Genomic DNA, 12576 nt, shown 5'->3' on the forward strand with positions numbered 1-12576 from the left:
ATAGTTGGGTTGTGAAGTGCAAATAAATAAATTATATAGATGAAAATAAAATTTTTTTTGCTTTATTTGCAAGCTATAACTACAAATACGCACGCTATGAAATTTTTACCTTTTTTGGGGCTTTTTTCAGTCTTGGCGGTAACGGTTTCCTGCAACGACACCAACGCCATCTACTCTGAAATCCCGGTCAATGATGCCGTTGATGCCCCGCCGGTTTCAGGCCAATTCCAGAAACATGTTTTGATTGAAGATTACACCGGAACCTGGTGCGGCAACTGTACGCGCGTTTCTTTTGGAATTGAACAGGTAGAAGCCGCTACAGAAAGAGTCAACATTGTTGCCATCCACAACGGAAACGATCCGTACCACTTCGCCGATTACCAACCTTTGAAGGATTTGATTTCCCCAGATCACGACCTCGAATTGCCACAGGCCAGATTGAACCGCACCATCACTTGGGTTGATCCAGATACGAACACACAAGACGCCGTCAACCTGACCAGCAACAACTGCGGACTTGGTATTGCGATGAATTCTACTGTCGCCGATGGACAGATCGATTTGGATGTCAAAGTCAAATGCGCCCAGAATTACTCGAACCTCAAATTGGTCGTTTATGTTTTGGAAAATGACCTGTACTATCGCCAAATCAATTACACCACCTATTACAACAATGTGCACGTAATCCAAAATTTCGAGCACGACCATGTATTGCGTGCTTCGTTGACGCATGTTTTGGGCAACCCGATTTACGGCACCAATTTCGACCAGACCGTGACGACCAGTTTTACGGTTCCGGTTCCGGCCAAGGTGAGCAATGCCGAAAACATGAGCTTCATCGCCATCGTAACCGATGCCAACAACAACGCCATCAATTCAAGGGCTGCAGAGCCAAACGAAAATCAGGCATTCGAGGAGAACCCATAATAACAGATTATAGTATTTTACGAAAAGGCTGCCCTTCAGGCGGTCTTTTTTTGTTTACCTTTGCGCCATAAATTTGTTTCAATGAGCAAAATCAGGATTACCAAACAGTTCAGTTTCGAAACCGGCCATGCGCTTTACGGCTACGACGGCAAATGCAAGAACGTACACGGACACAGCTACAAATTGTCGGTGACCGTGATTGGCACGCCCATCACGAACCGCAACGATGTCAAATTCGGGATGGTAATCGATTTTTCGGATCTCAAGAAAATCGTCAAGGAAGAAATCGTCGATATTTTCGACCACGCGACCGTGTTCAACGAAACCACGCCGCACATCGAACTCGCCAACGAACTCAAGGAGCGCGGCCACCATGTGATCCTCGTCGATTACCAGCCGACAAGTGAAAACATGGTCATCGATTTCGCCCATAAAATCAAGAAACGCCTGCCCGACAGCATCGCCTTGCATTCACTCAAATTGCAGGAAACCGACACTTCATTTGCCGAATGGTACGCCAGCGACAACCTATAATCTATGCAGTTGACCCACAATAAAAAAATCTACTTCGCGTCCGACCAGCATTTGGGCGCCCCGACGGCCGAGGCGAGTTTCCCGCGCGAACTCAAATTCGTGGCCTGGCTCGACAAGGTCAAAGCCGATGCCGATGCGATTTTTCTTCTGGGCGATTTGTTCGATTTTTGGTTTGAATACAAAACAGTGGTTCCAAGAGGTTTCGTGCGCGTCTTGGGTAAATTGGCCGAAATCCGCGATTCGGGCATCCCGATTTACTTTTTCGTGGGCAACCACGATTTGTGGATGAGCGATTATTTCGAAAAGGAACTCAACATTCCCGTCTACCACGACAACCAGGAATACACCTTTAACGGAAAAACGTTTTTAATTGGCCATGGCGACGGCAAAGGCCCGGGCGACAAAGGCTACAAACGCATGAAGAAAGTGTTCACCAACCCGTTTTCGAAATGGCTCTACCGCTGGCTGCATCCCGATATCGGTGTCAAGTTGGCCCAACACCTTTCGGTCAAAAACAAACTCATTTCAGGCGATGCCGATGTGAAATTTCTAGGAGAAGAAAACGAATGGCTCGTGCAATATGCCAAACGCAAGCTCGAAACCAAGCACTACAATTACTTTGTCTTTGGCCACCGTCACCTGCCGATGGTCATCAAAGTCGGAGAAAATTCCCAATACGTCAACCTCGGCGACTGGATCGGCTATTTTACCTACGGGGTTTTTGACGGCGAAACCTTTCGAACTCAAGAAGTTTGAAATTTAATTGCGGCCCAATCCAAAAAGATACTCATAAAGGCCAATCTTGAACAACGTGCCTTCCACCAAATCCTTGATGCCGCTCAACTCTTTGTGCGAGACCGCCAAGTCGATCTGTGAAACCGGCGTCTTGAGCAAAAATTTATGGCATTGGTGCTTCATCGCGCAACTTTCACAGGCGTGGTTCCTTCGGCAAGAATCTTCGATCAGGACCATGAAACGGTGCAATTCATCCAGCGTAAAATAAAAACCGGTTTCTTTGAAAACCAACTGTACTTTCTCTGAAATTACGGTCTGTTGCTCTTTCCAGAAAAACGCCATCCCGAAATCGTTCACATAAATTTGCTCAATTTGTTTCATAGTCTTACTATTTGATCCAAATGTAGTGAATTATTTAAATCAGTTCTAAATAAGAGATTGTTAAAGTTTTGGGGCGTGCCGGCGCACCAGGATTTTCATTGCGAATCAGCTTTATTGTGCGCCGTCGGGCTTTCCGTTGCAATCTTTTGTTCATCCTTCACAAAAGGATTTCCACTTCAATCCCTCACGCAACTTACGATCGACAATTTATCTTAAAACCGCCGTTGCTTCACCGCCTCATACAACACAATGGCCGTCGTTGTCGCCAGATTGAAACTTTCCACGCCGCCCGCCATCGGAACGGTCACGCAGAATTCGCAACGTTCAAGCGCCAAATCGCTGAGCCCGTTCGCTTCCTCACCAAACCAGATCGCTAGTTTCGGTTGGTTTAACCGACTTTGGTGCAATACAAAATGTTGTTTCCCAACCCGATGCGGCGAGGTCGCCACCGACACAAAGCCATCGGCTTGAAGACTGTCAAAACAATCCTGCGAAGTATCAAAACGCCGTATGTCAGTAAATTGTACCGCGCCCGAAGAATGCTTGAGCAGTGACTTTCTATTGCGAAGCGCTTCCAAATCGGCTTCGAGCCGTTTCAAACCATCCACGACATACAATTTGTCGACACCCAAACCATTGACATTGCGGATCACATGGCCAATATTGATGATGTAATTCGGGTTTTCCAAAACAGCGATCAGTTCCATCTTAAGCGCGCAAATCTTTGAGCCGCAACTGGGTCGTCACGGTTCCGTTCCACTCGTTCTCATCGATGCAATAGGCCACATCAAACGGTTTTTGGTTGGTTACCAAATCGAGTTTCTTGCCCAATCCAAAACCGATTGCCCCAATTCCACCCGAATCGTCTTGTTTGGCATACGCCCGCAAATGTTCATTGTCTGCGCCGAGTGTTTTGGCAAAACCGGTATCGGTGACGCCTTTGGTCATGAAAACCGGTGTCATGTTCTGCGGCCCGAACGGCTCGAATTGTTTTAACAACCGAATCAGTTTGGGCGTGATTTCGGCAAAGTCGATTTCGGCATCGATCGACACCTCCGGTGTCCGCAAATGCTCGGGCATCGTTTCGCGGACGACTTTTTCGAACGCTTCCTTGAAATCCAAATACTTCTCGGCCTTTAAAGTCATCCCGGCCGCATACATGTGCCCGCCAAATTGTTCGAGGTGTTCCGCACAAGCCTGCAACGCATTGTAGACGTCAAAATCCTTGACCGAACGCGCCGAAGCCGCATATTTGTCGCCGCTTTGGGTAAACACCAAGGTCGGGCGGTAATACGTTTCGATCAATCTTGACGCGACAATCCCGATCACGCCTTTGTGCCAATTTTCATTGAAAACGACGGTCGTAAAACGGTCACGTTCGTTGTTTGCCTCGATTTGCAACAGCGCCTCTTTGGTAATCTGTTTGTCCAATTCCTTGCGGTCGGCGTTGTATTTTTCAATTTCTGACGCGAATTTCTCTGCTTGTTCCAGATTGAATTCGGTCAGTAATTCGACCGCATGGTTGCCGTGCTTGATCCTGCCGGCAGCGTTGATGCGCGGTGCGACGATAAAGACCACATCGGTAATGTCGAGTGTTTGCTTTTTGACCTGACCGATCAGCGCCTTGATGCCTGGCCTTGGATTCGAATTGATGACTTCGAGCCCGAATTTGGCCAGGATTCTATTTTCACCCGTCATCGGCACGATATCGGCAGCTATCGCCGTCGCGACCAAATCCAAATATTCGGTCAAATCCTGCGTCGTTTGGTTGCGATTGGCACCGATGGCCTGTATCAGTTTGAACCCGATGCCGCAGCCGCACAATTCGTCGTACGGATAATCGCAATCTTCGCGTTTGGGATCGAGCACCGCAACCGCATCGGGTAACGAATCGCCCGGGCGGTGGTGGTCGCAAATGATAAAATCGATTCCTTTTTCCTTCGCATAATGGATATGGTCCATCGACTTGATGCCGCAATCGAGTGCAATAATGAGCGAACAGCCATTGTCGTCGGCATAATCGATGCCCTTGAACGAAATGCCGTAGCCTTCGTCGTATCGATCGGGAATATAAGTCGCAATATTGGATGAAAGCGTTTTGAGGTAAGACGAGACGAGCGAAACAGCCGTCGTGCCATCTACATCATAATCGCCAAAAACAAGGATATTTTCTTCGTTGGCAATCGCCGTTTCGATTCGGGCAACGGCTTTGTCCATGTCTTTCATCAGGTACGGATCGTGCAGATCGTCGAGCGACGGACGGAAAAACAGCCGCGCCTGTTCATAGGTTTCAATGCCGCGTTGGACGAGCAATGCCGCCGTAATCGCATCGGTTTTTAAAACGTCTTGAAGGTTTTTAACGGTTCCCGGATCGGGAGTGGGTTTGAGGTTCCAGCGCATAGATAAAAATTTTGTATGGTGTATAATCGAGTGAAAATCTTTTTCAAATGTAGCAAAAAATGGGACAGAAATTTTGTTTCTTGCCTTCCTAAAATTTGAGCTTATGCAAATCCAGGGACAAATCGTAGACATCGAGAACCGACGCCTCTATTCGGGTGAAATTACGGTCGAAAACGGAAAAATCATTTCGATCGTTGAAAAGCAACATGCGAATAAAAACTTTATCCTTCCCGGCTTCATCGATGCGCACATCCACATCGAAAGTTCGATGCTCGTGCCTTCTGAATTTGCCCGATTGGCGGTGGTTCATGGTACGGTCGCAACCATATCCGACCCGCATGAAATTGCCAATGTTTTGGGTTCTGACGGCGTTTTTTACATGATTGAAAATGGCCAAAAAGTCCCGCTCAAATTCCATTTTGGCGCACCGTCCTGTGTTCCGGCGACTTCGTTCGAAACGGCCGGCGCGGTCATCGATTCAAATGGGATTAAAGATTTGCTCGCTTCGCCCGACATTTATTACCTGGCCGAAATGATGAATTACCCCGGCGTGATTTTCGACGATGCCGAAGTGTTGAAAAAAATCCAGTGGGCGAAGCATTTCAACAAACCCGTCGATGGCCATGCTCCCGGTGTCCGTGGCCAAGATTTACAGAAATACATTTCGGCAGGAATTACGACCGACCACGAATGTTTTACGTACGAAGAAGCCGCCGAGAAATTATCGCTCGGCATGAAAGTGATTGTGCGCGAAGGCAGCGCGGCCAAAAACTTCGAGGCGCTCATCGGTTTACTGCCCGAACATTTCGAGAACATGATGTTCTGTTCCGATGACAAGCATCCCGATGATTTGATTGTGGGACACCTCAACCAACTGTGCCAACGTGCCGTCGCCAAAGGGATTGACGTATTTAAAGTACTGCAGGCGGCCTGCATCAACCCGGTCAAACATTACAACATGAACGTCGGTTTGCTTCGGGAAAACGATCCCGCCGATTTTATCGTCGTGGAGGATTTGACCGATTTCAAAGTTTTGCAAACTTACATCGATGGCAAACTGGTCGCGGAAAATGGCCAGTCTTTTGTCGAATCGGTTGCATTCGAAACGCCAAACAATTTTAATATTTCCGAAAAGACAATCGTCGATTTTACAGTACCTTCTTCTGCCCAAAAAATTCGCGTCATCGAAGCCTTGGAAGGCCAACTCATCACGAATGAAATCCATTGTCCCGCAAAAACCGAAAACGGACATTTGGTCTCAGATGTAGAAAACGACATCCTCAAAATGGCCGTCGTCAACCGCTACCAAGATGCACCTACCGCTGTGGCCTTCATCAAAAATTTCGGATTGAAACGTGGTGCGATTGCTTCGTCGGTCGCGCACGATTGCCATAATATTGTCGTGGTTGGCACTTCGGACGAAGAAATCTGCAAAGCGGTCAATTTGGTTATCCAAAACCGCGGTGGAATTTGTGCGGTCGATGGCCAGCAGTCGAAAGTTTTGGGATTGCCCGTCGCCGGAATCATTTCGGATAAAGATGGATGGGAAACCGGACGTTTGTACCAGGAAATCGACGCGATGGCAAAAAATTTAGGAAGCCCGCTGAAAGCGCCTTTTATGACGTTGTCGTTTATGGCGTTGCTCGTGATTCCCGATTTGAAGTTATCCGATAAAGGATTGTTTAGCGGAAAATCTTTTCAGTTTGTGGATTTGTCCGTTTGATTCAGGTTTGCGTTAGGGATGGCAGCAAGCTACCGTGTAGCGCGTACAGCCCGACGGTGGCACAAAATTTTGGTTTGATGAAATAGCGTCTTGCCGCCGTAACGCCCCAGCCAAAAACATCAGTCTTGGTTCTTGGCTCTTGACTCTTTCTTGTCTAATTTTCCACCAACGACCACCACAATTTCCCCTTTCGGCGCTTTCGCTTCAAAATGTTTGCGCACTTCTGCAGCCGTTCCGCGCGCGTTTTCCTCGTGCAATTTCGACAATTCGCGGCAGACACAAACCGGTCGGTCTTCCCCAAAATATTGTACGAACTCGACCAATGTCTTGACCAATTTGTGGGGCGAAACATAAAAAATCATAGTGCGGGTTTCTTCGGCCAACGCCAAAAATCGCGTCTGTCGGCCTTTCTTTTCGGGCAAAAATCCTTCGAATACAAAACGGTCATTGGGCAATCCCGAATTGACCAAAGCCGGCACAAAAGCCGTCGCCCCAGGCAGACACTCTACATCGATTCCGTTTTCGACACAGGCGCGCGTGAGCAAAAAACCCGGATCGGAAATCGCGGGTGTTCCAGCATCGGAAATGAGCGCAATCGTTTCCCCGGTTTTGAGACGCGAAATCAGGTTTTCCACCGTCTTGTGCTCGTTGTGCATGTGGTGGCTGTGCATGTGCGTGGCGATCTCGAAATGCTTGAGCAGTTTGCCGCTGGTACGTGTGTCTTCGGCCAAAATGAGGTCGGCTTCCTGAAGCACACGGATTGCGCGGAACGTCATGTCTTCGAGGTTGCCGATTGGTGTCGGAACGATAAAAAGTTTGCCCATGGTCTAAAATTTTAAAGCCACGAATTCCCGAATTGTAAAGCAAATAATTCGTGAATTCGTGGCCTTCTATTGTATGCTATTTTTACGAAAATTTCTTCTCGACGATTTCCATGAAACGCTGTTCGTATTCGTCCTTGCCTTCCCAATTGTTGTAGTCTGGCTTGACCATCGTATCGATGAAATTCCGGGCTTCGTCAAGCGTATCGATCGTGATGAGCTGCGACAACACGCGGTTGTAATCCTCGCTCGAGTTGTTGAACAAATGCTTCATGAACGCGATGCGGTCGTTGAGTCCGATCGTGATGCCTTTCGACACGCGGTCGTTCAGGTTTTCGCCCTTGGCAATCGGGATCACATTCGAGGTATCGGCAAAGTTCCGGGTAATCGGAATTACATTCTGCTTGGGTTCGTTGATTTCAGAAAGCGGTCGGTTGGCGGCTTCCCTGAGATCGGCCAAACGACGGTTCGATTCTGCGAGTTCCGCGGCGTGCTTTTCATCATCGGACTGTTCCGGTGTCGACGCTGGCGTGGCATCGGAAGTCGGCATCGGGGTTTCCATTTCTTCGGGTTTCACGAAAACCGGATCCACGTAATCCTGTCCGAGCAGGTCGTCGAAAGAGATTTGCGCCGGCGTGATTTTCGGTTCTTCTGCTACCGGCTCCTCTTTCTTGGCTTCGAATCCCCATTCGAATGCGGGTTTGAATAAATCTTCCTTGGGCGTTTCGGGTTGGGATTCTGGTTCCGTTTCGGCAACGGTCCCGGTCACTGCTTCCGGTTCGGGAGTGATTGCTGTTTCGGCTGCCATTGGTTCTTCTACAGGCGCTTCCTGGCTTTCTTGAGGCGCTTCTGTTTCGTCGGGTTGGACTCCTTCTGCCTCAACGGTTTCATGTTCTTCGGCTACCGCCTGTTCTTCCTTTTCAAGAACTGCTTCGACTTGCTCCTGTTGCTGGCTCGCCTTTTCGCTGATTCCGGAAAGGATGTCTTTGATCGCTTCGACTTGAGGGGCCTCGACTACCGCTTCTTCTTTTATTTGGGCCGGAACTTCTTGGTCAAAAATCTGCGCGAGTTGGTCTTCGATTTCGGCCTGCCCGATGGTAGGTCTGGCCTGTGAAAAATGCTCCTCCACAAAACGCAGAACAGACAATTTCTCGTATAATTTCTGGGTTTCCTGATGCAACTGGACCAGATCGGATTTGTTCTTCATCTGTAAAATCCTGTGCGCAATGCTGATCAGTTCGGCTTCGAGCTTCTTTTTCATGACTTTCAAATTTATAGTAAGTAAGGGCGTGTTTCGTAAACTTTAAATTTCGGAATTAAATGCGGCGAAGTTACCGTATTTGGAAAATTTTTCTACTTTTGAAACGATGTAAAAATAGAAAATTTTTATTTGCTTCAAACAAAATAAACCAATCCTGTTTTCAGGCTGAAAATTACGAAATGTTTCTCGAAAATACAGTAAATCATAAAGAACAATTTGGGTGGATTGAAGTCATCTGCGGTTCGATGTTTTCGGGGAAGACCGAGGAATTGATCCGCCGACTCAAACGCGCGCAATTCGCCAAGCAGAAAGTCGAAATTTTCAAGCCCGCCATTGACACGCGTTACCACGACGAAATGGTCGTGTCGCACGATTCGAACGAGATTCGCTCGACCCCGGTTCCAGCCGCTGCCAATATCTCGATCCTGGCCCAGGGTTGCGATGTCGTCGGCATCGACGAGGCGCAGTTTTTCGATGACGAGATCGTCAAAATCTGCAACGATTTGGCCAACCAAGGCATCCGCGTGATCGTCGCCGGACTCGATATGGATTTCAAGGGCAACCCGTTTGGGCCGATGCCGGCACTGATGGCGACCGCCGAATACGTGACCAAAGTCCACGCCGTGTGTACGCGAACGGGCAACCTGGCCAACTACAGTTTCCGCAAAGCCGATAACGACAGCCTCGTGCTTTTGGGCGAAACCGAAGAATACGAACCCTTGAGCCGCGCGGCTTATTTCAACGCGATGTGGAGCCAATCGGCACAGGACATCGAAGTAAACAAGGACTCCAAAGAAGACTGATTTTGGCTTTATCCCTCAAAAATATTATTCCGGTCCTCCATGCCAAATGGTTCGGCGAATCCGACGCGATGCCGATTGACCACATCTCGATCGACAGCCGTTCATTGCAGAATGGCGTAACCACGTTGTTTTTTGCGCTTTCGGGACCCAATAACGACGCGCACAATTACATCGGCGAGCTCATCGATACGGGCGTCGTCAATTTTGTCGTCACGTACATCCCCGACGAGGTGCGCGGCCAGGCCAATTTCCTGATCGTCGACAATACGCTGACGGCCTTGCAGCAATTCGCGGCGTTTTACCGCAACCAATTCCATTTTCCGATCATCGGGATTACGGGCAGCAACGGCAAAACGATCGTCAAGGAATGGCTCAATTTTTTGTTGAGTCCCGATTACAACATCATCCGAAGCCCAAAAAGTTACAATTCGCAAGTTGGCGTGCCGCTTTCGGTCATGTCGATCAACGAAAAACACAACCTCGGGATTTTCGAGGCCGGGATTTCTACGGTCAATGAGATGGAAAAATTGGAGCGCATCATCCGTCCGACGATTGGTTTGCTGACCAACATCGGTTCGGCGCATGATGAAGGCTTTGCCAATATCGGCGAAAAAATAAAGCAGAAACTCAAGCTTTTCGCACATTCGGAAGTACTGATCTGCCATAAAAATAAAACGATTGAAGCGTTCCTGACGCAAGGCGTGCGCACGTTTACGTGGAGTTGCAAACACGAAGAAGCCGATGTGTTTATCATCAAAAAACTCGTGGTCGACAAAACCTTGATGAAGGTCAAACGCGGTTCGGACGAATTCGAAATCAAGGTTCCGTTCCAGGACGACGCCTCGGTCGAGAATGCGATCCAATGCATGATGGTGATGCTGTATTTCAACTACGACGCCAAAACCATCGAGGACCGCATGAGTTTGTTGTTTCCGGTCGAAATGCGGCTCAAAGTCAAGAACGGCATCAACAATTCGACCATCATCGACGACAGTTACAGCTCGGATTACCAATCCTTGAAAATTGCGCTCGATTTCCTCGAAAACCAAAAGCATTACAAAAAGAAAACGCTCATTTTATCGGATATTTATCAATCGGGGTTGTCGAACGAAGAATTATATAGCAAAGTTTCCGAACTCGTCATTTCGAATAAAATCAACCGCATGATTGTGGTGGGCGAGACGATTTCGGAGTTCAAGAAAAAGTTCCTCAATTGCGTCGCGTTTAAGAGCACCAAGGATTTTGTGGCGGCGTTCGACACTTTGTCTTTCGGCAACGAAACCATCCTGATCAAGGGCGCGCGCGATTTCCGTTTTGAAGAAATTGTGTCATTGCTAGAGGAAAAGACCCACGAGACGGTGCTTGAAATCAACCTCAACGCAATCAGCCATAACCTCAACTATTACCGCTCGAAACTCAAGCCCAAAACCAAATTGATGGTCATGGTCAAGGCGTTCGGCTATGGAAACGGCGGATTTGAAATCGCTAAATTGCTCGAACACCACAAAACCGATTACCTCGGCGTGGCTTTTGCCGATGAAGGCATCGCACTCAAAAATGCCGGTATTGCTTTGCCGATTATGGTTTTGAATCCTGAGAATACGAGTTTTGCGGCGATCATCCAACACGGATTGGAGCCTGAAATCTACAGCATCAAAGGACTCAACGCCTTTATCAAGATTGCCGAACAGAAAAAACTCGAAGGTTACCCGATCCACATCAAGCTCGACACAGGCATGCACCGTTTGGGATTCCAGGAAAACAACATCGAAGAACTGATTTTTACGCTCAAATCGAACGCATCGGTCAAGGTCAAGAGCATTTTATCGCACATGGCCACGAGCGACGATTTGCAGCACAAGGATTTTGCGTTGTCGCAGATTGCATTGTTCGAAAAACTGTCTTCTAAAATAATTTCGGATTTAAAAATCAAACCGATTCGCCACATTCTGAATACCTCAGGAATCGAGAATTTCGCCGAAGCCCAATACGACATGGTTCGTCTCGGCATCGGATTGTATGGCATTTCGAATGATTCCGAAGAACAGAAATTCCTCGAAAACGTCGGCACCTTAAAATCGATCATTTCGCAACTGCGTACGATTCCGGCAGGCGATTCCGTGGGTTATGGACGGCGGTTCATGGCCGAGCAGCCGACCAAAGTCGCGACGATTCCCATCGGTTACGCCGACGGCATTTCACGCCATTGGGGCAACGGCGTCGGGTTTGTGACCATCAACGGTAAAAAAGCACCGATTTTGGGCAGCGTGTGCATGGACATGCTCATGGTCGATGCGACCGAAATCAAGTGCAAGGAAGGCGATCCGGTGACCATTTTCGGCGAAAGCCCGACTGTGATTTACATGGCCGAAAAACTCGGTACGATTCCCTATGAAATCCTGACCAGCATCTCCCAACGCGTCAAACGCGTTTTTTACAGGGAATAATGACAAACGTGTTAAAATTTTAACTACTTTAGATTGACTGTAAAACCAATTTCTAATCTAACACTATTTTATTATGGGAATGATGTCAGAATTTAAAGAGTTTATTGCCAAAGGCAACGTCATGGATTTGGCGGTAGGGGTTATCATCGGAGGTGCTTTTAGCGCTATCGTCACTTCGTTGGTCGCAGATGTGATCACACCGGCCATATTGAATCCGGCACTTAAAGCGGCTCATGTCGAAAATCTCGCAGATTTAAAGACCGATGGAGGTATTCTGTACGGAAAATTTTTGGCTGCCGTCATCAGCTTCCTGGTTATCGCTTTTGTGATTTTCCTGATGGTCAAAGGCGTCAACAGCATGAGAAAGAAAGAGGAAGCAGCGCCAGCCGCACCGCCCGCACCGACCAACGAGGAAAAGTTGCTCATGGAAATCCGCGATGCGCTCAAAAACAGGTAAAGTACCGTTACATTACATATTCAATGTCTCATTTAACCGCCCGCACCCTTGGGCGGTTTTTCTTTTCTTAAAGTTTGACGAACCAAC

General features: G+C 48.0%; 12 protein-coding genes. 7 read left to right on the forward strand and 5 right to left on the reverse strand.

Translation table 11 applies throughout. From position 1 onward, the window contains the following. The first annotated feature begins 96 nt into the window (after positions 1-96). The 3 genes from QM717_RS03010 (at position 97) to QM717_RS03020 (ending at position 2217) form a co-directional block, all read left to right on the forward strand. Positions 97-927: an Omp28-related outer membrane protein gene (locus QM717_RS03010; RefSeq protein ID WP_415034692.1), complete on the forward strand. Its 831-nt coding sequence runs from the start codon at positions 97-99 to the stop codon at positions 925-927. A gap of 81 nt (positions 928-1008) precedes the next feature. Next, on the forward strand, positions 1009-1461 hold the full coding sequence (locus QM717_RS03015; protein WP_415034694.1) for a 6-pyruvoyl trahydropterin synthase family protein: 453 nt from the start codon (positions 1009-1011) through the stop codon (positions 1459-1461). 3 nt (positions 1462-1464) lie between these two features. Beyond that, entirely contained in the window at positions 1465-2217 is a 753-nt protein-coding gene (locus QM717_RS03020) for a UDP-2,3-diacylglucosamine diphosphatase (protein WP_415034696.1), read from the forward strand. Positions 2218-2220: 3 nt separating this feature from the next. Here the strand turns inward: QM717_RS03020 and QM717_RS03025 are convergent, their stop codons facing one another. The 3 genes from QM717_RS03025 to recJ all read right to left on the reverse strand — a co-directional run bounded on the left by QM717_RS03025 (position 2221) and on the right by recJ (position 4977). After that, entirely contained in the window at positions 2221-2577 is a 357-nt protein-coding gene (locus QM717_RS03025) for a hypothetical protein (RefSeq protein WP_415034698.1), read from the reverse strand. 212 nt (positions 2578-2789) lie between these two features. Continuing rightward, positions 2790-3284, reverse strand: a complete 495-nt coding sequence (locus tag QM717_RS03030; protein WP_415034700.1) for a TrmH family RNA methyltransferase — start codon at positions 3282-3284, stop codon at positions 2790-2792. Position 3285: 1 nt separating this feature from the next. Next, positions 3286-4977, reverse strand: a complete 1692-nt coding sequence (gene recJ, locus QM717_RS03035) for a single-stranded-DNA-specific exonuclease RecJ (protein ID WP_415034702.1) — start codon at positions 4975-4977, stop codon at positions 3286-3288. Positions 4978-5080: 103 nt separating this feature from the next. Between recJ and ade the strand changes: the two genes are divergently transcribed. After that, complete coding sequence (gene ade, locus QM717_RS03040; protein WP_415034704.1) at positions 5081-6700, forward strand: adenine deaminase; 1620 nt, start codon at positions 5081-5083, stop codon at positions 6698-6700. 119 nt (positions 6701-6819) lie between these two features. Here the strand turns inward: ade and rsmI are convergent, their stop codons facing one another. Both rsmI and QM717_RS03050 read right to left on the reverse strand, forming a co-directional pair. Further along, positions 6820-7524 carry a 16S rRNA (cytidine(1402)-2'-O)-methyltransferase gene (gene rsmI / locus QM717_RS03045; RefSeq protein WP_415034706.1) on the reverse strand — a complete coding sequence of 235 codons (705 nt, stop codon included), beginning with the start codon at positions 7522-7524 and terminating at the stop codon, positions 6820-6822. A gap of 82 nt (positions 7525-7606) precedes the next feature. Further along, positions 7607-8782 carry a hypothetical protein gene (locus tag QM717_RS03050; protein WP_415034708.1) on the reverse strand — a complete coding sequence of 392 codons (1176 nt, stop codon included), beginning with the start codon at positions 8780-8782 and terminating at the stop codon, positions 7607-7609. Positions 8783-8961: 179 nt separating this feature from the next. Between QM717_RS03050 and QM717_RS03055 the strand changes: the two genes are divergently transcribed. The 3 genes from QM717_RS03055 to mscL all read left to right on the forward strand — a co-directional run bounded on the left by QM717_RS03055 (position 8962) and on the right by mscL (position 12489). Further along, positions 8962-9585 carry a thymidine kinase gene (locus tag QM717_RS03055; protein ID WP_415034709.1) on the forward strand — a complete coding sequence of 208 codons (624 nt, stop codon included), beginning with the start codon at positions 8962-8964 and terminating at the stop codon, positions 9583-9585. Positions 9586-9587: 2 nt separating this feature from the next. After that, entirely contained in the window at positions 9588-12032 is a 2445-nt protein-coding gene (locus tag QM717_RS03060) for a bifunctional UDP-N-acetylmuramoyl-tripeptide:D-alanyl-D-alanine ligase/alanine racemase (protein WP_415034711.1), read from the forward strand. A 73-nt stretch (positions 12033-12105) separates the two neighbouring features. Further along, complete coding sequence (gene mscL, locus QM717_RS03065; RefSeq protein ID WP_415034713.1) at positions 12106-12489, forward strand: large conductance mechanosensitive channel protein MscL; 384 nt, start codon at positions 12106-12108, stop codon at positions 12487-12489. Positions 12490-12576 lie beyond the last annotated feature (87 nt).

The sequence above is a fragment of the Flavobacterium sp. genome, assembly GCF_047602195.1.
Lineage (GTDB): Bacteria > Bacteroidota > Bacteroidia > Flavobacteriales > Flavobacteriaceae > Flavobacterium.

Bases quoted from the DNA above. Each gene is read 5' to 3' on its own strand.
- ade (WP_415034704.1), top strand. From the start codon at position 5,081: ATGCAAATCCAGGGACAAATCGTAGACATCGAGAACCGACGCCTCTAT.
- QM717_RS03010 (WP_415034692.1), top strand. From the start codon at position 97: ATGAAATTTTTACCTTTTTTGGGGCTTTTTTCAGTCTTGGCGGTAACG.
- QM717_RS03030 (WP_415034700.1), bottom strand. From the start codon at position 3,284: ATGGAACTGATCGCTGTTTTGGAAAACCCGAATTACATCATCAATATT.
- recJ (WP_415034702.1), bottom strand. From the start codon at position 4,977: ATGCGCTGGAACCTCAAACCCACTCCCGATCCGGGAACCGTTAAAAAC.
- QM717_RS03055 (WP_415034709.1), top strand. From the start codon at position 8,962: ATGTTTCTCGAAAATACAGTAAATCATAAAGAACAATTTGGGTGGATT.
- QM717_RS03015 (WP_415034694.1), top strand. From the start codon at position 1,009: ATGAGCAAAATCAGGATTACCAAACAGTTCAGTTTCGAAACCGGCCAT.
- QM717_RS03025 (WP_415034698.1), bottom strand. From the start codon at position 2,577: ATGAAACAAATTGAGCAAATTTATGTGAACGATTTCGGGATGGCGTTT.
- rsmI (WP_415034706.1), bottom strand. From the start codon at position 7,524: ATGGGCAAACTTTTTATCGTTCCGACACCAATCGGCAACCTCGAAGAC.
- mscL (WP_415034713.1), top strand. From the start codon at position 12,106: ATGGGAATGATGTCAGAATTTAAAGAGTTTATTGCCAAAGGCAACGTC.
- QM717_RS03020 (WP_415034696.1), top strand. From the start codon at position 1,465: ATGCAGTTGACCCACAATAAAAAAATCTACTTCGCGTCCGACCAGCAT.
- QM717_RS03050 (WP_415034708.1), bottom strand. From the start codon at position 8,782: ATGAAAAAGAAGCTCGAAGCCGAACTGATCAGCATTGCGCACAGGATT.